The sequence below is a fragment of the Streptomyces sp. NPDC059248 genome (assembly GCF_042753905.1).
Lineage (GTDB): Bacteria > Actinomycetota > Actinomycetes > Streptomycetales > Streptomycetaceae > Streptomyces.
The window spans coordinates 64799-83403 of sequence record NZ_JBHYZV010000007.1 but is presented as its reverse complement, the minus strand read 5'-3'; the positions used below and the strand labels follow the sequence as shown (position 1 = coordinate 83403).

The 18605-nt window shown below is 72.2% G+C and carries 18 protein-coding genes; 8 read left to right on the top strand and 10 right to left on the bottom strand.

Annotated features, from left to right (window positions below; translation table 11 throughout):
- Positions 1 to 16 precede the first annotated feature (16 nt).
- The 5 genes from ACFXG1_RS05025 to ACFXG1_RS05005 form a co-directional block, all read right to left on the bottom strand.
- Positions 17 to 928 (bottom strand): glycoside hydrolase family 19 protein, encoded by a 912-nt coding sequence (locus ACFXG1_RS05025; protein WP_384741080.1) that lies wholly within the window; start codon positions 926 to 928, stop codon positions 17 to 19.
- A gap of 202 nt (positions 929 to 1130) precedes the next feature.
- Positions 1131 to 1568 carry a YchJ family protein gene (locus tag ACFXG1_RS05020; RefSeq protein WP_384709113.1) on the bottom strand — a complete coding sequence of 146 codons (438 nt, stop codon included), beginning with the start codon at positions 1566 to 1568 and terminating at the stop codon, positions 1131 to 1133.
- A 32-nt stretch (positions 1569 to 1600) separates the two neighbouring features.
- The gene (locus tag ACFXG1_RS05015) at positions 1601 to 4867 is read right to left on the bottom strand and encodes an NACHT domain-containing protein (protein WP_384709116.1); all 3267 of its coding nucleotides are present in this window, start codon (positions 4865 to 4867) and stop codon (positions 1601 to 1603) included.
- 270 nt (positions 4868 to 5137) lie between these two features.
- Positions 5138 to 5785, bottom strand: coding sequence for an isochorismatase family protein (locus ACFXG1_RS05010; RefSeq protein ID WP_384709119.1), 648 nt, complete (start codon positions 5783 to 5785; stop codon positions 5138 to 5140).
- Between the two features lie 99 nt (positions 5786 to 5884).
- Entirely contained in the window at positions 5885 to 6670 is a 786-nt protein-coding gene (locus tag ACFXG1_RS05005; protein ID WP_384709122.1) for a sulfite exporter TauE/SafE family protein, read from the bottom strand.
- A 139-nt stretch (positions 6671 to 6809) separates the two neighbouring features.
- Between ACFXG1_RS05005 and ACFXG1_RS05000 the strand changes: the two genes are divergently transcribed.
- Positions 6810 to 7403 carry a hypothetical protein gene (locus tag ACFXG1_RS05000; RefSeq protein ID WP_384709125.1) on the top strand — a complete coding sequence of 198 codons (594 nt, stop codon included), beginning with the start codon at positions 6810 to 6812 and terminating at the stop codon, positions 7401 to 7403.
- A 340-nt stretch (positions 7404 to 7743) separates the two neighbouring features.
- On the opposite strand, the gene ACFXG1_RS04995 is transcribed toward ACFXG1_RS05000, so the two are convergent.
- Together ACFXG1_RS04995 and ACFXG1_RS04990 are read right to left on the bottom strand one after the other, a co-directional pair.
- Positions 7744 to 7980 carry a DUF397 domain-containing protein gene (locus tag ACFXG1_RS04995; RefSeq protein WP_384721780.1) on the bottom strand — a complete coding sequence of 79 codons (237 nt, stop codon included), beginning with the start codon at positions 7978 to 7980 and terminating at the stop codon, positions 7744 to 7746.
- Positions 7981 to 8841 (bottom strand): helix-turn-helix domain-containing protein, encoded by an 861-nt coding sequence (locus ACFXG1_RS04990; RefSeq protein ID WP_384721783.1) that lies wholly within the window; start codon positions 8839 to 8841, stop codon positions 7981 to 7983.
- A 127-nt stretch (positions 8842 to 8968) separates the two neighbouring features.
- Here ACFXG1_RS04990 and ACFXG1_RS04985 point away from each other — a divergent pair, with 127 nt between their 5' ends.
- The gene (locus ACFXG1_RS04985) at positions 8969 to 9460 is read left to right on the top strand and encodes an ATP-binding protein (RefSeq protein WP_384721786.1); all 492 of its coding nucleotides are present in this window, start codon (positions 8969 to 8971) and stop codon (positions 9458 to 9460) included.
- A gap of 203 nt (positions 9461 to 9663) precedes the next feature.
- A complete protein-coding gene (locus ACFXG1_RS04980) occupies positions 9664 to 9957 on the top strand; it encodes a hypothetical protein (protein ID WP_384721792.1) in 294 nt (97 codons plus the stop codon).
- Positions 9958 to 10310: 353 nt separating this feature from the next.
- Here ACFXG1_RS04980 and ACFXG1_RS04975 read toward each other — a convergent pair whose 3' ends face one another.
- Together ACFXG1_RS04975 and ACFXG1_RS04970 are read right to left on the bottom strand one after the other, a co-directional pair.
- On the bottom strand, positions 10311 to 10475 hold the full coding sequence (locus ACFXG1_RS04975; RefSeq protein ID WP_384741072.1) for a hypothetical protein: 165 nt from the start codon (positions 10473 to 10475) through the stop codon (positions 10311 to 10313).
- A 150-nt stretch (positions 10476 to 10625) separates the two neighbouring features.
- On the bottom strand, positions 10626 to 11702 hold the full coding sequence (locus ACFXG1_RS04970) for a transcriptional regulator (protein WP_384741070.1): 1077 nt from the start codon (positions 11700 to 11702) through the stop codon (positions 10626 to 10628).
- A gap of 236 nt (positions 11703 to 11938) precedes the next feature.
- Here ACFXG1_RS04970 and ACFXG1_RS04965 point away from each other — a divergent pair, with 236 nt between their 5' ends.
- The 3 genes from ACFXG1_RS04965 to ACFXG1_RS04955 all read left to right on the top strand — a co-directional run bounded on the left by ACFXG1_RS04965 (position 11939) and on the right by ACFXG1_RS04955 (position 14827).
- Complete coding sequence (locus ACFXG1_RS04965) at positions 11939 to 12622, top strand: helix-turn-helix domain-containing protein (protein WP_384741067.1); 684 nt, start codon at positions 11939 to 11941, stop codon at positions 12620 to 12622.
- A 222-nt stretch (positions 12623 to 12844) separates the two neighbouring features.
- Positions 12845 to 13381 carry a toxin-antitoxin system, toxin component gene (locus ACFXG1_RS04960; RefSeq protein WP_384741133.1) on the top strand — a complete coding sequence of 179 codons (537 nt, stop codon included), beginning with the start codon at positions 12845 to 12847 and terminating at the stop codon, positions 13379 to 13381.
- 6 nt (positions 13382 to 13387) lie between these two features.
- Positions 13388 to 14827, top strand: a complete 1440-nt coding sequence (locus ACFXG1_RS04955; protein ID WP_384741064.1) for an ROK family protein — start codon at positions 13388 to 13390, stop codon at positions 14825 to 14827.
- Between the two features lie 61 nt (positions 14828 to 14888).
- Here ACFXG1_RS04955 and xylA read toward each other — a convergent pair whose 3' ends face one another.
- Positions 14889 to 16079, bottom strand: coding sequence for a xylose isomerase (gene xylA, locus ACFXG1_RS04950; RefSeq protein ID WP_384741061.1), 1191 nt, complete (start codon positions 16077 to 16079; stop codon positions 14889 to 14891).
- Between the two features lie 172 nt (positions 16080 to 16251).
- On the opposite strand from xylA, the gene xylB reads away from it, so the two are divergent.
- Entirely contained in the window at positions 16252 to 17736 is a 1485-nt protein-coding gene (gene xylB, locus ACFXG1_RS04945; protein WP_384741058.1) for a xylulokinase, read from the top strand.
- 395 nt (positions 17737 to 18131) lie between these two features.
- A complete protein-coding gene (locus tag ACFXG1_RS04940; RefSeq protein WP_384741055.1) occupies positions 18132 to 18602 on the top strand; it encodes a cation:proton antiporter regulatory subunit in 471 nt (156 codons plus the stop codon).
- Positions 18603 to 18605 lie beyond the last annotated feature (3 nt).

Here is an 18605-nt window from a genome sequence, read left to right as displayed (position 1 = left end):
GCCGTGGACTACCCGGTCAGCAGGGGAGGTTGGGGCCGGTCGGCACACCCAGGATCTGGGTGAAGTTCGTGTAGCGGTTGACGCGGCTCTGGACCTGGGCGGGGTGGCCGCCGTCGCATTCGAGCGCGCCGTTGATGGCACGGATGGTCTGGCCGAACCCGGCGCCGCTGATCATGGCGTCGTGGGCGGTCACCGGGCCGGGGCCGTCCTGGGTGTTCCAGTACCAGAGCGCCGTCATCATGGCGATGGCCGGGTCCTTCTCGACCAGGTCGGGGTCGTTGAGCAGATCGATGCCCAGCCAGTCGCCGACGGTCTTGTAGTTGAAGTTCCAGCTCAGCATGATCGGCCCGCGGCCGTAGTACTTGGCCTGGCCCGCGGGGCAGCCGTAGGGCTGGTCGCGGTCACAGTAGATCGGGTAGTTCCGCTCGTCGATCTCCTTGATGTAGAAGAGCCCGCCGGTCTCGTGGCTGATGTTGGCGAGGAAGGCCGCGGCCTCCTGCTTGCGCATCGTGTCGGTACCGGTGTGGGCGAACGCCGGGAACGCCTTCATGGCGTCGGTGAGGCCCTTGTAGGTGTAGAAGGGGTTCCGGCGCGGGAACATCTGGTTGAACTGCGCCTCGCTCACCACGAAGCTGTTCGGGTCGGGGTTGCCGCCCGTCCCACAGGTGTACGGGTCCCAGTAGTAGGTGCTGACCACCGGGTTGTACCCGGGGTTGGCCCGCTCGGCGATGTAGACGCTGCCGTCGTTGTACTTGACGATGTCGCCGGTACGGTAGTTCTGGCCCGCGGCCCAGGCGGGGGCTACGGCGCACTCGTCCACCGGGGTGGTGGAAGGGGCGGCGGTGGCGTTCGGCACCAGGGCCGTCGCGAGCAGCGAGCCCGCCGCGAGCACGGCGGCCATCACAGCTCTCATTCGGGTCTTGAGCACGGTCCAATGACCTTTCGCGCATACGTGGACATGCCTGACCGCCCCAGTGGGAGGCCGGGGCGACCAGACACACCGCGTTTGGGGGGTGGTTACGCATACCCAAGCGCCTCGGACAGGGCGCGGTCAAGGTATAGACCAATGCGTTTTATGAAACAACAGGCCCTATTTAAAGGCCCGTTGACGTGTACAGGAGGTGTCGCGGCTACTCGATGAAGGTGCCGTCGACGTAGACCCACCTACCACCGACCCGCCCGAAGGTGCTGCGCTCATGCAGCTCTCCGCGCTGTCCCCGGAGCCGGTAGCGGGCCCGGAAGGTGACCGTTCCGGTGGTGTGGAACGGGCTGCCCTCGGTGGTGTCGGTGATCTCCAGGCCCTCCCAGACCATCCGGGAGTCGAGGTCGAGGGTGGGCGGCCGGGTGTCCGGGTGCCAGGTCCGCAGCAGATACGCGGTGTCCTCGGCGACGAACGCGGTGTAGCGGGAGCGCATCAGCAGTTCGGCGCTGGAGGCCTGCGCCGCACCGGAGTGGAACCGCCCGCAGCACGCCCCGTAGGCGGCGGGCAGCCCGCAGGGGCAGGGTGTCTCAGCGGCGAGCTGCTCGGGAGCGGGCGCGCGCCGGGCGCGGGCGGATCGTGAAGCCATGCGTCCATTGTCGTGCGCGGGCGGTCGGCGGACTAATCGACGGGAGGCACGGGGGCGGGCGGGTTCTCGGCGAGGAAGCGGCGGGCCCGGTCGATGACACCAGGGGGCTCGTTCAAGGCTGGTTCATCGCGCAAGACCTCGGCGACGGCCCTACGAAGGTGTTGCCGACCGGCGATTCCCAGGGGCAGATCGCAGAGACCCACGAAGGCCGAGATGTGGTATTCCGCGAAGGCCTGGAGGCTGCTCACGATGTAGGCGTTGAACGCCTCGTCGTGGGTGTGGGCATCCGCCGCACGCAGCAAGAGCCGACACTCGTACGACGGATCACGAGTCAGCATGCCGAGGATCTCGATCAGGGAATCGGCGGCGAGTCTCCCCGCGTCGAACTCCAGTTGACGGAGGACAAGCACGTTCTGGCCGTACTCGTCGACCAGCGCCGTGATGCAGCTCTTGTACTCGTCCGCCAGGCGGACGCCGTCCCCGCCGATGGAGCTGAGCAGCCACAGTCTCGTCAACCGGTGGGCGACCGAACCGACCTCCCCGTCCCGGTCACTGCTGAACGTGGTCACCGCGTCCGGCATATAGGTGAGGAACGGATCCACCGCGTGCAGCACGATCGCGTCGTTGTTCCCGCCCGACACGACCATCTTGTGCCGGATCTGCTCGGGCCTGGAGCGGATCCACTCGGCGGTCCTCCCGGGCACGTTCTCCTGGAGCCGCCGCCCGTGCAGCCAGTTCAGCCGGATCGGCTCCCGGAGTATGCCGTCGAGCCCGGGGCTGATCTCCAGATCCTGGTACTCGCCGCGCCAGGTCTGCCGGACCGACAGGGCGAGGGCGAACTCCGTCCACTCCGACTCCCGGAACGCGGCCCGCCACAGCAGGGCCCGCCGGTGCCAGAGGGCGACGGGGTTGTCAGCGCCGGGGAAGAGCCGACTGCCCAGCAGCCGGCCGGTGACCATGACCGCGAGCAGGACGATATTGGCCGAGTACAGGCCGTGGCGGGAGGAGGTGGCGCGGACCTCGGGGCGGTAGTCGGCGTAGCGGTGCTCCGTCCGGGTGCGGTGGTCGGCGAGGACGGTGAGGAGCAGTTCGGCGAGGCGTTCCCGGTCGGCTTCGGGGATGCGGGCGATCCGGGCGGCGGCGAAGGGGAGGATCTGCCGGGAGGCGAGGGTGGCGAACGACAGGACGACATATAGCAGTTCGTCGTCGACCCGGGTCCTGCCGACGGTGAGCGCGGGACGCTGGTCGAGGAGGGATTCCAGCAGCTGGACGGCGAGCCGGGCGACGAGGTACTCGCCGAAGGTGGCGTGGAGGAACTCGTAGGTCGCCATCCGCTCGTTGTCGCGGAACGCCTGGGCCCGCTGGACGAAGAAGAACCGGCCGAGGGCGATCTCGCCCCGGCTCAGCGGGGCCTGGAAGTCGTCGCCGACGGTGGCGTCGCGGCCCAGGATCGCGGCCAGGTCGGCCTCGGCCTCCTGGGCGGTGATCCACTGGCGGCGGCGGTTGAGCATCCCGAAGGAGATCAGGGAGAGCCGCTGGAGTTCCTGCTCGGCGCGGGCCTCCAGCTCGCGCTGCGGCAGCCCCGGGTCGGACTTCATGATCTCGCGGGCGGCGAAGGAGGTCAGCAACTGCTCGTAGAGCGCGGCCTCGTCGAACTCGGCTCCGGGGGCCGTCGCCCGCTGGAGGGCGTTGTCGGTGCCGTCGTACAGGGCCAGCATCAGCAGGAGCAGCGGCTGGGAGGCGAGCGCGCCATGGCGTACGGCGACCTCGGCGGGGAGGGGGCGCAGCCCCCGCCCGGCCAGATAGGCGGCGTTGATCCGGTTCCACCAGCCGAGCCACAGTTCGACCTGGCCGGCGTTGAAGGGTTCGAGGCGGAGGGCGACCGTGCCCTCCGGGTAGCGGGGCCGGTCGGCGACGGCGGTGCGGCTGGTGACGACGGCGAAGACCGGGCGGCCCTGGTCGGCCTCGCGTTCCTGGAAGCGGGTGACGCGGGTGAGGAAGTCGGACTGGCTGACCCCGGTGGCCTGGAGGAGTTCGTCGTAGCCGTCGAAGAGGAGGACGGGGACGGCGTCCCCGGCGGCGCGGACGAGTTCGGGCCAGGTGACGCGTTCGCCGGTCGCGGCCCGGACCGCGTACTCGATCTGGTCCTGGACTTCGACGTCGGTGGGGACCTCGCGCAGCAGGATCCGTACCGGCAGATAGCCCGCCGCGGGCAGCCGGGCGGCGAGGATCTTGGTCAGGACGGACTTGCCGGCGCCGGGCTGGCCGAGGACGACGAGGGGGGTACGGGTGTACTCGGGCTGGGTGAGCAGTCCCGCGAGGCACTCGGTGAGGTCGGAGCGGACGTCCGACGAGGCCCACCAGTCCTCGTCGGCGGGTCCCGCGGCTCCCGGGGCGACCTCGCGGAGCCGGAAGTCGGGGTCGATATAGCCCTCGCCGAGGCTGGGCATGAGGACGCCCGCCGGGGCGTTGCCCTCGGCGAGGATCGCCCGGCCGAGGGCGGCCTGGTAGCCGGTGACCAGGGCCGCGGCGGCGTGGCGCGGCGGCTGGGCGGTGCTCAGGCCGGTGAGGGTCGCCTCGATTCCGGTGAGCGACTGGCGGACGGTGATCCGGGTGGCCTGGTGCTCGATCTGCCCGGACCAGAAGCCGAACTCGGGGACGTCCCCGGCGAGCTGGGTGTACAGCTCCTCGTAGCGGTCCACGGCCCGGTCGACGAGCGAGTCGTCCACCCGGGCCACCCAGGTGCGGGCGCCGTCGTCGAGGCTCTCGTAGAGCGCGAGCCCCCGGACGAAGTCGGCGAGCCCGCGCCAGAACAGCCCGTAGCGGGAGCGGACGAGCCCGAGGTTCTCCTCGTACGGCCGATGGGGCGCGGGCGGGCTGACGGCGAAGTCGACCAGGGCGCCGAAGAAGTCGGTACCCGGCGTCCAGCCGCCGCCGGTGATCGCCACCTGCTCCCGTCCCGTCAGCTCCAGGTCCTGGAGGCGGAAGGGGAGTTCGGCCTCGCCGAGCGCCTCGAACCACGCGGTGATCACGAGGACGGTGTGGGCGGCGGCGATCCGGTCCGTCCGGGTGGCCCGGTCGGCGTCGGTCAGTCCGCCGCGCAGATTGGCCGTCAGCTCCCGGCCGAGCCGGAGCACCCGCCCCTGTGCGTCGAGCAGATTGAGCACGGCGTCGCTGACACCGCCGGTCGCGACCGAGAGCACTCCCCCGAGCGCCCGGTCGGCGGCGGCGAGCCCGGCGCTGTCCCCGGTCAGGATCGCCACGGCGTCCCGGTAGTTGAGCTGTCGTCGTCCCCGCACCCCGAACCCCCGTCTTCCTCCCGCCGGTTCACCACGGCGGCACTGTCCGCGTCCGGTCTACCACGGGACCGGAACGGTCACCGGGGAGATCCTCCGGAATCGATATGATCACCGTCACCCCGGCCGGATCACCGACGCTCTCGGTACTCCGGGCCCCGAGTCCCGAGTCCCGAGTCCCCGTACGATGCGCGGCCCGTGCCCCCGCGGGGATGGCCCGCACCGTTCCGGCGGGTGGCCGATGATCCTGTATCCGCGACGGCCGTCGCGGGGCTACGCCGTCTCCCCCGCCGCCGCCCCGGGTCTCGTGAACGTCACCGCGTCCGCCGTCGTCACGAACTCGGGGTCGGAGCCGAGCGCGTGTTCCGCGACGCGGGAGACCACGGACGGCGGGATGTCGTCGAGGCCGTAGGTCGTGTGGGTGTCATGGGGCAGGACGACCCGCAGGCCGTGCTCCACCGCGCCCGCGGCCGTCGCGCTCACGCACATCTCCGACAGCACGCCCGCTATCACGACGCTCCGCACACCGTGGCGGTCGAGCAGATCGCCGAGGCCCGTGCCGTCGAATCCGTCGTCGGTGGCCTTGGCGAGCACCACTTCCCGGGGCGATTCGCGCACCGGCAGATACAGCTCCCAGCCCGGCTTCCCGGGCTCGTCGACGGCGCCCGGCTCGCCGTCGTTGCGCAGATGGACCACGAGCGCGTCCGCCGCGCGGGCCCGGGCCAGCAGCGGAGTCAGCCGGGCGAGCAGCTTCCCGGCGTCGGGGACGGCTTCCGGCCCCGAGAGGAAGGCGGTCTGCGCGTCCACCAGGATCAGGGCGTCGACGGGGGCGCCGGGCACGGCTCTACGGGGGACCGAGTGCCACACCCCGTCGCGGACGAACCCGCCGCCGGAGGGCTTGGGCGCGGACGGTTCCACCATGGGCTCACACCACCTCGTCTCGAAGGTGATCTCACCGTACGTGATCCCGCGGAGCCGGTCCCCGGCCTGTGGACAACTCCGCGTCCGGGCAGAAAACCGTCACCCGGCCCACTGGTCGAACGCCAGCTTCGCCACCAGGCCGATGACCACCGTCAGCAGAACGCCCCGGACGAAGCCGCTGCCCTTGCTGAGCGCCATCCGCGCCCCGACGGTCGCACCGGCGAGGTTGAACACGGCGAGGACGGCCGCGAGTTGCCAGAGCACCGAGCCCTGGTAGGCGAACATCGCCAGCGCGCCCGCGTTGGTGCAGACGTTCACGACCTTCGCCGTCGCGGACGCGGCCACCAGGTCGAGATGGAGTACGGCGGTCAGCGCGAGCACGAGGAACGTTCCGGTACCCGGTCCGAAGAGTCCGTCGTAGAAGCCGATTCCGCCGCCGACCAGGACGATCGCGGTGACGACCCGGGCCCGGGCGGGGGTCGTCGGGCCCTCCGCGGCGCCGGTGCCGAACCCGGGGCGCAGCAGCACGAACACGGCCACGGCCACCAGGGCGACCATGATGACGGGCCGCAGGACGGCGCTGCTGATGCCCGCCGCGAAGAAGGCGCCCAGCGTCGAACCGGCGAGCGCGGCCAGTCCGATCCGTACCGCCGTACGGACGTCGATGGCGGCCCGGCGCAGATAGGTGACGGCCGCGCCCGTGGTGCCCACGATCGCCACGGCCTTGTTCGTGCCGAGGATCTGGGCGGCCGGGGCCTGGGGCAGACCGAGCAGGAGCGCCGGGAGCAGCAGCAGTCCGCCGCCGCCCACGACGGCGTCGATCCAGCCCGCGGCCGCAGCGGCGAGCGCGAGGGCGATCAGGGTGGTCATCGATATGTCGGGCACTCGGTCGACCCTAGATCGTGTACATGCCGGTGATCACCGGGGGGATCGTCCGCGGGTACGCGACCGGCTCGTATCCGCGCGCGCGGGCCCCCTCGCGCGCCGGTGCGGACCACCTGCGCCGGTCGATACGGTGGCCTCCATGGACGACGAGCAGCACCGCGAGATGTCCGACCGGATCCTGAACGCCGCCGCCGCTCTGCTGGAGGACGTGGCCTGCGAGGATCTGGGGATACCGCGGATCGCCGCCGGGGCGGATGTGCCCGAGGAGACGGTACGGGAGCTGTTTCCGGATCGGAACGCGATCGTCGTCGCACTCGTCCGCCGCTGGCTCCGCCACGATGTGGAGATCGCGGAGCGGATTCTCGCCGGGCCGATGCCCGAACGGCCGCGGGAGCTGATGACCCTGCTGCTCGACGCGTACGCGGACCGTTTCCGGGCGCATCCGGGCTATCACCGGATCTGGTACGTGGGGCCCCGGCTGGCCGTGCTCAAGGACGACGCCCGCCTGGCGGACACGACGATCACGCGGCTCGCGCACCGGGTGCTGGTACGGGAGTACGGGGTGCCGGACGACGACGAGTCGCTCCGCCGGGTCGGGCTCGCCGTCCAGGTCGGCAGCAATCTGCTCGATCTGGCCTTCCGGGAGGACCCGGCGGGCGATCCGGGGGTGCTCGCCGACGCGGGGATCATGCTCGACCGGTATCTCTTCACACCGGACGACGACCGGGACTGAACCGCCGCCGCCCGGGTCCGGCGCCCCGCGGGTCCCGGGACCCGGGAAATGACGAACGGCGTGCGGGGCTCGGGCCCGCACGCCGTTTCTTCCGCGGTGGCAGCGGCCACCACGAGGCTTTCCGGTCCGGTCGCCGGTCGGGCGACGGCCGGGTAGCCGGGGACGGTCTGGTCGACGAGGGTAAACAGCCGTCGGACGAGGATCGGTCGGACATCAACACCATCAATATCGGTATCGGTATCGGGTAATCGGTGAGCGGAACGGAACCGGGCGGGGATCACGGGCGGGAGCGGCGGCGGAGTCGGGGTGCCCCGTGGCCGCGCCGGCCGGTGGCATCCGCTCAGGTGAGCAGGAAGTCCGCCTTGCCGGACTTGGCGCCCTGGATGAACGCGGCGATCTCACCCGGGGTGTAGATCAGGGCGGGGCCTTCGGGATCGGCGGACTGTCTCACGGCCACCCGGCCGTCGGCCAGCTTCATCGTCTCGAAGCAGTTGCCGCCGTTCCCGCCGCTCCACGGCTTGTGCCAGCCCGCGTCGCCCAGCTCGGTGGCCGGCATCCCGTTGTATATGTGATCCATTCACAGCTCCTTGCGGAGATCGTTGAGGATCTCCTTCGTGCGTTGTGCAGTCGCGGCCTGGGCCGCCATGCGGTCCAGAACCTCAAGGTGCGAGGCGACCTCGGGGCGGGCGTCGAGATAGACGGCCCCGCTGAGGTATTCGCTGTACACCATGTCCGGGAGCTCGGGGACCGCGAACCGGAACAGCACGAACGGCCCATAGGTGCCGGGGTGGTGTCCGGACGCGAACTCCGCGATCTGCAGGGTGACATGGGGCAGCTCGGCGCCTTCGAGCAGTCTGTCGATCTGCTCGCGCATCACGCCGGGGCCGCCGACGGGCCTGCGGAACACCGTCTCGTCCATGATCACCCACAGTCTGGGTGCGTCGGGCTGGAGCAGCAGCGACTGCCGCTCCATCCGGAGCGCCACATGGCGCTCGATGTCATCGGGATCGGTCTGCCCGATGGCCCCGCTGAGCATGATCGCGCGGGCGTAGTCCTCGCTCTGCAGCAGTCCGGGGACGAAATGCGGCTCGTACGCCCTGATCAGGCTGGCGGCGCCCTCCAGGCTGACGTACATGCTGAACCAGCCGGGGAGGACGTCGTGGAAGCGCTGCCACCAGCCGGGCTTGTTGGCCTCCTCGGCGAGCTCGATGAAGCCGCGCGCCTCCTCGTCGCCGATGCCGTAGGCGTCCAGCAGAAGCTGTACGTACGGGATCTTCAACGCGACCTCGGCGGTCTCCATCCGGCGAATGGTGCCCGCGGCGACGCGGAGGACCTTGGCGGCCTCCTCGCGCTTGAGTCCGGCGCGCTCGCGCAGATCCTGCAGGCGCTTGCCGAGGACGACCTGCCCCACGGTGGGGGCGGACCGCGGTTCACTCACTTCGAAGACCTCCCCACGTGCTGATGCGTGCAGTCTGCCACGCACCCAGTGTCGCTGAATATGCCCACTCTGAAAAATTCACAGTGACCCTTGCCAAAATGTCGATTGCAGCGCGACAGTGTTGGTTGTGAACCACGACACGCGCCACGCCCCACTCCTGGATCCGTGCTCGGAGGCCGACCACCATCGGTACGGCTTCGAGCTCCCGGCGCGCGTCGAATACGTTTCGAGAGCCCGCCAGCTCACCGGGGACCGGCTGCGCTGCTGGGGTATCGGCGGTGACACGCACGACACCGCCATGCTGGTGATATCCGAACTGGTGACCAATGCCGTGGTGCACAGCGGCAGCCATCTGGTCGCCTGCGAACTGCTCAACGGGGTGGAGCACCTGCGGATCAGCGTGCGGGACCAGGGCTGCGCGCCCTCGGGCCCGCAGGTGTGCCACTCGCGCGAGGCCGAGGAACGCGGCCGGGGACTGCTGCTCGTGGAGGCGGTCTCCCACGCGTGGGGCGCGCACTCGGCCCTGCACGGCAGCGGCCGTACGGTATGGGCCGAACTGGCGCATACGCACATTCCGTACGGGGTCTCCTTCCCCCGGGGAACGGAGGGCCCGTGCTGAGGCAGGAAGCGACCCTCCACCGGCCCGACGACAACAGTCCCTACACACCATCCCTTCCCCGCCATCCGCCGGCCTGCCGGCTCACCGGTATCGCGCCCCTGTGGGGCGACGCCGGTGGGCGGGGCTAGCCGGAACCGGCCGTGATCACCGCGGATCCGGTCACCGAGCCTCCCGCCGAAGGGCGGACGGATAGGCTTTCGCGCATGTCGGAAGCCAATTCGGTCCCCGAACGACAGGGGCTCACACCACGCCAGGCTCGCCGGGTACGGGTCGTCCTCTCCACCGTGATCATGGTCGCGGTGGGGGCGGTTCTCGCCCTGCGGCTCGGCAGCACGCACTCGGTACTGACGATGGGCTTCTACGGTGTCGCGCTGATCATGTCGGGCAGCGCGCTGGTGCTCAGCAAGGCCGGACGGACCAGAGTCGCCACGGCGGTCCTCGGCGCCGGGGTCGCCCTGGTGCTCGCCGCGGAATGGGCCGTGGCTTCGTTCCGGTGACCCGGTCCGGGCGACGATGTCGCCCGCGACAGCACGGGACACCGGGGCGAAGGGGGAAAACGGGGGAAATGGGGAAGGGGGAGAGGTCCGGGCCTCTGCTTGGGGAAGACAGGGGCCCGGGCCTCCACAAAGTCGGCCGTACCGCGCCCCCGGGGCGCCGGGAGCCGACGGCGCTACGGGCGGGCGGACCGGGACGGCCGGGGCGGCCCGGACGACGACAGGGACGGCCGGGAAAGCCGGGACGGCAGGCACTGCCGGGAAAGCCGCTCTGTACGGCTCCTCGGACGAGCCCGACCCGTCCCGGTCCCGCACCGGGGAACCGGACGCCGAGCGGCGGCCGCGGGCACGGGCACTCACCGCTGCGGTACGGGCGTGGCACACGCCGCGCGGCCGGTCCCGCCGGCGGCCCGGCCGGCGGTCACGGGGAAGAAGGCCGCGCTCATGGGCGCGGGTTCGCGGCGGGTACCGCCGGAACCGGCCGGATCGTCCGCCGCCGCGGCGGGACATCGCTGGGACATGCGGTCATGTTGGTGGCAGCGCCCCGGCCTGACAAGGCCCGCACTTCTCGGAACGTCCAATTCCGGATATTTTCGGCCTCGGTGACGTACCGTGACCGATCCCGGGGCGTCGGGCGGGGGCCGGGCAACGGGCCGAAGGGCCGGGGCCCGTCAGGCGCCGCCCACCGCGCGCAGATGCGTCTTGGACTTCTTCCGGCGGGCGTCCGGCGCGCCCGGCGCGCGGTACTCCCGCATCACCAGGGTCATCCGGGTGAACCCGCAGTCCTCCAGGGTCGCCGGTGTCTCGTCCACGATGCGGCACTCCGCCCGGCCCCAGCGGGGGTCGGGGTGGTGGACCGTACGGACGGCGCCGTCGTGATGGACGGCGGCGGCGCCGGTCGCGCGCACCCAGTGCGGCAGTCCGCTGCGGAAGGCCGCGTCCATGATGGGGTCGTCCTCGATGTCCCGGCGAATGGCCTGAAGCACACCGTCGTCGGCGTACTGCTCCAGCGCCGTCTCCAGCTGGGCGAGCAGCGGCAGGCACCAGCTGGTCTCGCGGTCGCCCAGCACGGCCCCGGCGTCCGGGTGGAAGAGCACGAACCGCAGGAAGTTCTGGTCCGGCATCGCCGTCGGGTGTTCCCCGACCCCGCGGAACAGCTCCTGGAAGGCGGGGTTGGCGTGCGCCACGTCCCAGCGCCGGTCGAAGAGGACCGAAGGCAGCGGGACCGCGTCCATCATCGCCGCGTAGTCCCGCAGATATGCCTGGGTCGCGGGGTCGGCGGGCGGGGTCGGCACCGATCGCGGCGGCGGGGACGTGATCGGCGGGAAGGGCAGCAGCGGTCCGACCGGTGTACGCCGCGGAAAGGCGGCGCCCGAGGGGCGCGCGGGCCCCAGCGGCAGGACGTCCTTACGGGCCGGCGGCTGGGTCGGGGCCGGCATCTCGCGGTCGACGGCCAGCCGGAACAGCCAGCCGCCCTGCTGGTCCGTCATCTCCAGCGCCTTGACCAGCGCGTGGAGCCGCTCCTCGGTCCACTCGTGGGCCGGAGTGCGCTCCCAGGTGCCGTAGGTGCCGGTGCTGATGTCCAGCCTGGCCGCCACATCGGCCTCGCTCAGGCCCAGTTCCTCGCGGCGTCCCCGGACCAGATCGGCGAATCTCCGCGACCGCAGACTGCCCCGGCCGCTCCCGGACCCCGTGCATCCCCGACGCCCGTGGACACCAGGACGGTTGCCCCCCGTCTCATGTGTCATCGAGAACGCCACCCTTCTCGAACTTCCCGCTGCGGCGGCGTCATCGATCTTCGCCCCGCCCCTGCGATCCTGCTCCTGCCCAGCAGAGCATGTCAACTATCGTGGCATTCCGCGCCCCCGACCGCTCGAATCTCGCCACAGCTGTGGCAAAAGCTGGTTGCCCGCCCGCGAAACCGTTAATCTCCGGGCAGCCAACTGTGTGCGGAGCCCTCTCGCGTGATCTAGGAGACCTACTGGTGACAGACGGCTTCTCGGTTCCGGGTCCGGCAGCCGCCGACACTCTGGCGGCTTCCGTCTCCCGGGTCGCCGAACTCGCGGACCGACTCGGACTGAGCCACGGCGAGGTCTTCGACGTCCATCAGCTCTCGGAGGCCTCCGGTGTCCCCGCCGACACGGCCGCCGCCCTCCTCGAAGGGCGCCCGGCCGGGGAGGCCGATCTTCAGGCACGCTTCCTCCAGCGGTTCGACCTGCTCCGCCGCACCCGGCTGAAGCCGAACGGACGCCGCTACACCCAGCAGGAGATCGCCGACGGCGCGGGGATGTCACGACAGCAGGCCGGTGCCCTCATCAACGGCGACCGCCGTCCGACGATGGAGCACTGCGACGCGATCCAGCGGTTCTTCGGGGTCCATGCCGGATTCCTCACCGCCGACGACACCCAGGCGCTCAACGACGCCCTCCTCAGAACCGAGCAGCGGCTGCTGACGGACTTCGCCGGGGAGGGCGATCCGCTGGAGCGGCTGCTGCTCGACCACGGGGTGCGCGGGATCGCCTGGCGGGCCGCGCAACTCCCCACGGACAAGCACCGCGACAAGGTCACCGAGTGGCTCGACATGCTGTTGGAGAGCGTCAAGCCGACCGGGCGGAGCGAATCGGCCGGATCCGGCGCATCCGGCGGCCCGAACCAGACGGAAACCTGACTTCAGCACCGGCCCGGTTCGCGCGAGGATGCGAGGGGCGACCGGCGACCGGCCGGTACCCCGTGTGAGCGCGGCGCAGCCGACGGCACGCGGCACCCGGCAAGCGGCAAGCGGTAAGCGGTACACGACACGCGGCACACGACACGCGGGCACGACGACGAGGATCGACCGGCAACGACAGGCGCCGAGGAGGAGAGGAGCACGATGGGCATTGCCAAGCAGATGCGTCGGCTCTGCGGCGAACTGGTGGCCGCGATCGACCTGCCCGCGCCCGCGGAACCCGCCGACCTCTACGCGGCCCTGTGCGCGGGGATGAGCACCCACCGGGGCCGCCCGGTCCTGGTCCGTACGGCCGCCTTCCCGTCCGGGACCGCGAGCGGGCTCTGGCTCGACATGACCGACCGGGATCTGATCGTGATCGAGGAACGGACCGCGCCCGATCATCAACTCGTCATCCTCGGTCATGAGTTGTGGCATATGAAAGCGGACCACCGTTCGCACCACGTCGAGGGCGCCGCGGTCGCCGCCCGGCTGCTCTCCGGGGACACGGATCTGCGGGACACGGTCCTCTCGGTCGCCGCGCGGACCCGCTTCGACCAGTGCGAGGAGAACGAGGCGGAGAGCTTCGGCCTGCTCCTCGGCAGCCGCTGCCGCCCCTGGCTCGCCGGCCGCGGTTCCACCGGACGCGGCTCCCACCGGCGCGACGGGCTCGCGGGCCGTATCGAGGCGTCGCTGGGCTACCGCGGATCCCAGGGCTGACGCCGTATGGACAGAGCCGCGCGGCCCGCGCGGACCGGCCACCCGGGAGCGCGTCCGGCCGAACTCCCGGCGCCCTCCTCCCCCCGGCCGCCCGCCGTCCCGGTTCCGGGGGCACCCGTCCCCGTATCCCCGTCCGCCGGGGGTCCCGCCGACCGGGGCGACCGGGGCGGGTCCGCCGGGAACCGCCCTTCGCCCGGTACGGCCGGGCGGCCCGGCCGTGATCCGCTGGAGCCCAAGGCGGGGCGCGACACCGTACGCCGCCACAATCTGAGCCTCGTCCTGCGCGCGGTGCGCGACGCCGGGGAGACCACCCGCGCCGGGGTCTCCGCCCGTTCCGGCCTCACCAGGGCCGCGATCTCGTCCCTGGTCGAGCAGTTGCTGGAGGCGGGTTTCCTCTCCGAGTCGGGCAAGACCTTCAGCGGTCAGGCGGGGCGGCCGGGGACCGTACTGAAGGTGGCCAGGACCGGCTTCGCGGGACTCGGTGTCGAGATCAACGTCGACTACGTCTCCGTCTGCGTGGTCGATCTCGCGGGCACGGACCGGGTCCGGCTGGTGGAGCACCTCGACAACCGCGGCGCCGCGCCGGCCCGGGTCCTGGCCCGTGCGGCCCGGATCGCCGCCCGCGCCCTGGCCTCCGCCGCCGAACAGGATCTGCACCCGGTCGGCGCGGCGCTCGCCCTCCCCGGACTCGTCGCCTCCGGTACGGTCCGCTCGGCGCCCAATCTCGGCTGGAACCGGGTCCCCGCCGAGAGCTTGTTCGCCGACGCCCTGGCCACCCAGCGCCCCCGGCTGCCCGTGCTCCCGGTGCGCGCCGAGAACGAGGCCAATCTGGCGGCGCTCGCCGAGCTGTGGTTCGGGGGGCTCGGGGACGCCCGGACGTTCCTCTATCTCAGCGGGGAGATCGGGGTCGGCGGCGCCCTGGTCCTCGGCGGCGAACTGCTGCGCGGCGCGCACGGTTTCGCCGGGGAGATCGGGCATGCCGTGGTGGCGCCGGACGGCCCCGAGTGCCGCTGCGGCTCCCGGGGCTGTCTCGAACAGTACGCGGGCCAGTCGGCGCTGCTGCGGGCCGCCGGTCTCGACGAGTCCGACGGTGCCACGGCCGTCGCCGAACTGGCGCACCGCGCCCGGGCGGGCGACGAGCGGGCCCTGACCGCCCTGGCCAGGGCGGGCACCATGCTGGGCCGGGTGGTCGCGGGCGCGGTCAATCTCTTCGACCCGGACGCGGTGGTGCTCGGCGGCATCTACCGCCCGCTGAGTCCCTGGCTCGGCCCGCCCGCGGGCCGTGAGCTGGCGGGCCGGGTGGTCTCCGGTCTGTGGCCGGTGGCCGCCGCGCGGCTGCGGGCCTCCTCGCCGTCGACGGACGCGGTCCGGGGCGCGGCCGGTCTGGTCGTCCAGGACGTTCTGACGGATCCGCTGGCGTACTCGGGCCGCGCCCCCGTCGGCTGACCGCCCGAGGGCCGGGCCTGATGCGGGCCCGGCCCCGGGAGCCCGGAGGCGTTCGGCGGCCTCAGGCCGCGCCGATGAGGTGGTCGAGGGCCAGTTGGTCCAGCTCCTCGAAGGCCATGCCGCGTTCCGCCGCCGCGTCCACGTCGAAGAGGTCGTACGCGGACGGGTCCGCCAGCAGCTCGTCGAGTCCGTCGGCGGCGGTGGGAACGGCGAGTTCGTCCAGTCGCGCGGCGCGCAGCGCGTCCCGGACCCGGGGGTCGGCCCGGAAGGCGGCGGCCCGGTCCTTGAGGATCAGATAGTTCCGCATGCATCCGGCGGCGGAGGCCCACACACCGTCCGCGTCCTCGGTGCGCGGCGGTTTGAAGTCGAAGTGGCGCGGGCCTTCGTAGCCCGCCGTCTCCAGCAGGTCGACCAGCCAGAAGGCGGAGCGGAGGTCGCCTGCGCCGAAGCGGAGGTCCTGGTCGTATTTGACGCCGCTCTGGCCGTTGAGATCGATATGGAACAGTTTGCCCGCCCACAGGGCCTGGGCGACGCCGTGCGGGACGTTCAGTCCGGCCATCTGTTCGTGTCCGACCTCGGGGTTCACCCCGAAGAGGCCGGGGCGCTCCAGCCGTTCGATGAAGGCGAGGGCGTGGCCGACGGTGGGCAGGAAGAGGTCGCCGCGGGGTTCGTTGGGCTTGGGCTCGACGGCGAACCGCAGGGGCAGGCCCTGTTCGGTGACGTACTCGGCGAGCAGGTCGAACGCCTCCTTCAGCCGGTCGAGGGCGGCGCCGGCGTCCTTGGCGGCGCCGGACTCGGCGCCCTCGCGCCCGCCCCAGGCGACATAGACCCGGGCCCCGAGTTCGGCGGCGAGGTCGATATTGCGGATCGTCTTGCGGAGCGCGTACCGCCGGATGTCGCGGTCATTGGCGGTGAAGGCGCCGTCCTTGAAGACGGGGTGGGTGAAGAGGTTGGTGGTGGCCATGGGGACGATGAGGCCGGTGTCGTCCAGGGCCGTGCGGAAGCGTTTGACCCGGCGTTCCCGCTGGAGGTCGGAGGCGCCGAAGGGGATGAGGTCGTCGTCGTGGAAGGTGACGCCGTAGGCGCCCAGGTCGGCGAGGCGGTGCACGGTGTCGACCGGGTCGAGGGAGGGCCGGGTGGCGTCGCCGAAGGGATCCCGGCCCTGCCAGCCGACCGTCCACAGGCCGAAGCTGAACCGGTCGGCCGGGGTCGGGGCGTACCCTCCGCCGGCTGCTGTCCTGGCTGGTGTCATGGCTCTGGCCGCCTTCGATCGCGAGAGTGAAGGGATGTTTGTTCAGTTCATTGACTAATGATGCACAGGGGCCGCCGCACGCGATAGGGGTACAACATCTGTCGCTCAGCCGGAGATTGGCGTAATTTGTTCGCCGAAAATTCAAATAGATCGCATGCGGAGAGGTGGAGCGATGCCCGCTCAGCCCGTGGTCATCGGTGTGGACAGCTCGACCCAGTCGGCGAAGGCGGTGATCACGGCCGCGGCGAGCGGTGAGGTACTGGCGGTCGGTCGGGCCGCGCACGAGGTCACCGGCGGCGCGGGCGCCCGGGAGAGCGACCCGGAGGGGTGGTGGCGGGCCCTGCGGGACGCCGTCGCGCAGGGCCTCGCGGAGTCGGGTGTCCGGGCGTCGGCGGTGACCGGTATCGGCGTGGCGGGCCAGCAGCACGGGCTGGTCGTCCTCGATGGCGCGGGACGTCCGGTACGTCCGGCCCTGCTGTGGAACGACACCCGGTCCGCCCCGCAGGCGGCGGCGCTGGCCGGGGCCTTCGACGGTGGGGCGGACGGCTGGGCCGGGCGGACCGGGTCCGCTCCGGTGGCGGCGCTCACCGCCGCGAAGTGGCGCTGGCTGGCGGAGCACGAACCGGCATCGGTGGCCGCGGCGGCGGCCGTACGGCTCCCCCACGACTTCCTCACCGAGCGGCTGTGCGGCGCCGCGGTCACGGATCCCGGCGACGCGTCGGGCACCGGCTGGTACGCGACCGGCACGGGCACGTACGACCCGGAACTCCTCGCCCTCATCGGCCTCGACCCGGCCCTGCTGCCCGAGGTCGCGCCGACCGGCGGCACCCGGGCGGGCTCCCTCACCACCGCCGCCGCGGAGTTCCTCGGGCTGCCCCGGGGGATCGCCGTCGCGGCGGGCACCGGGGACAACATGGCGGCGGCGGTCGGGCTCGGGCTCGGGAACGCCGGGCTCCTCGACCGTCCCGTCCTGAGCCTCGGGACGTCCGGCACGGTGTACGCGGCCACCCGCGTCAGGCCCGTGACCCCGGCGCTCTCCGGCTTCGCGGCGACGGACGGTACGTATCTCCCGCTGGCCTGCACCCTGAACTGCACCCTCGCCGTGGACCGGATCGCGACCCTGCTCGGTCTGGGCCGGGAAGCGGCCGAGGCGGGCGGCGACCTGGTCCTGCTGCCGTACCTCGACGGCGAAAGGACCCCCGATCTGCCCGGTGCCTCGGGGCTGCTGACCGGCCTGCGCCACGCCACGACCCGTCAGCAGATCCTGGGCGCCGCGTACGAGGGCGCGGTGGTGACGGTCCTGCGCGCCCTGGACGAGGTCCTCACGGCCTGCGGCCTCGACCCGTCCGCCCCGGACACGGCGGCCCTCCCCCTCCGCCTGATCGGCGGCGGCGCCCGGGGCCGGCACTGGCGGGAGACGGTACGCCGGCTCTCCGGCCGTCCCCTGATCGTGCCCGCCGCTGCGGACCTGACGGCCCTGGGCGCGGCGGCCCTCGCCCACTCGGCCGCGTCCGGCGCCGACCCGGTCGCGATCTCCCGCGCCTGGGCCGCCGACGGCCCCGCCCCGGCGGAACTCCCGCCACTGGAACGCGACAAGGAGACCTGGGACCGCGTCTCGGCGGCGATCGACGCGCTGCCGCCGGGGGGCCGCGCCTGACGGGGCCGGCCCTCCGCCGCGGGGCGCGCGCCGCCGCCCGGGCCCGCGCCCCGCGACGGGCCGCCCGCACCGCACGAAACGCCCGGGAGCGCCCGGCGCCCGAGCCATGACGGCGGTCCGCGGACCGTGCGTGGCTTGTCGCGCGGTTCCCCGCGCCCCTGGAGCACGGGGCCGTGTCCGGCGCGGCGGACGGGGGGACCGCCGTGCCCGAGTTCGGCAGCCTCCCGTACATGTCCCGGACGACCTGTTCGCCGGACCGTCACACCGGCGCCCGGCGCGCCGGACCGCGTACACCGTAAAATGCGTTCGTTCAGCACACTTTTCGGCCGCTCGACGGTCCCGCGTGTAGCGCGCGGCGGCCCGCGGGCGGCTCTGTCACGCCCCGGGAGGCGACCATGGGCACCCGTCGGACCTCATTGCCGGGAGTCGGTACGCAATACGACTTCACGACCGAGGCGGGTCGGCACATCTCCGTCGTCGTACATCACGACGGCCGCCGGTTCCTGGGTTTCTACAAGTCGGACGATCCCGACGCCTGTGTGGTGGAGGTCCCCCTCTCCGCCGCCGAGGCCACGGCGGTCGCGCACCTGATCGACCCGGCGCCGATCGACGCCGTCCGTACCGACGGCATCGACCTGGTGACCGAGCACATCCAGATCGGTACCCGCTCGCCCTACATCGGCGAAGTACTCGCCGAAACCCGGGCCCGGGCGCGTACCGGCGCTTCGATCGTCGCCGTCCTGCGCCGTACGGGGGCCCACCCGTCGCCCGGTCCCGACTTCCGTTTCGCCCTCGGGGACACCCTGGTCGCCGTGGGCACCCGCGAGGGCGTCGACGCCCTCGCCGAGATCATCGCGGAAGGCTGAGCC

Bases quoted from the DNA above. Each gene is read 5' to 3' on its own strand.
- ACFXG1_RS05020 (WP_384709113.1), bottom strand. From the start codon at position 1,568: ATGGCTTCACGATCCGCCCGCGCCCGGCGCGCGCCCGCTCCCGAGCAG.
- ACFXG1_RS05010 (WP_384709119.1), bottom strand. From the start codon at position 5,785: ATGGTGGAACCGTCCGCGCCCAAGCCCTCCGGCGGCGGGTTCGTCCGC.
- ACFXG1_RS05000 (WP_384709125.1), top strand. From the start codon at position 6,810: ATGGACGACGAGCAGCACCGCGAGATGTCCGACCGGATCCTGAACGCC.
- ACFXG1_RS04995 (WP_384721780.1), bottom strand. From the start codon at position 7,980: ATGGATCACATATACAACGGGATGCCGGCCACCGAGCTGGGCGACGCG.
- ACFXG1_RS04980 (WP_384721792.1), top strand. From the start codon at position 9,664: ATGTCGGAAGCCAATTCGGTCCCCGAACGACAGGGGCTCACACCACGC.
- ACFXG1_RS04975 (WP_384741072.1), bottom strand. From the start codon at position 10,475: ATGTCCCAGCGATGTCCCGCCGCGGCGGCGGACGATCCGGCCGGTTCC.
- ACFXG1_RS04970 (WP_384741070.1), bottom strand. From the start codon at position 11,702: ATGACACATGAGACGGGGGGCAACCGTCCTGGTGTCCACGGGCGTCGG.
- ACFXG1_RS04960 (WP_384741133.1), top strand. From the start codon at position 12,845: ATGCGTCGGCTCTGCGGCGAACTGGTGGCCGCGATCGACCTGCCCGCG.
- ACFXG1_RS04955 (WP_384741064.1), top strand. From the start codon at position 13,388: ATGGACAGAGCCGCGCGGCCCGCGCGGACCGGCCACCCGGGAGCGCGT.
- xylA (WP_384741061.1), bottom strand. From the start codon at position 16,079: ATGACACCAGCCAGGACAGCAGCCGGCGGAGGGTACGCCCCGACCCCG.
- xylB (WP_384741058.1), top strand. From the start codon at position 16,252: ATGCCCGCTCAGCCCGTGGTCATCGGTGTGGACAGCTCGACCCAGTCG.
- ACFXG1_RS04940 (WP_384741055.1), top strand. From the start codon at position 18,132: ATGGGCACCCGTCGGACCTCATTGCCGGGAGTCGGTACGCAATACGAC.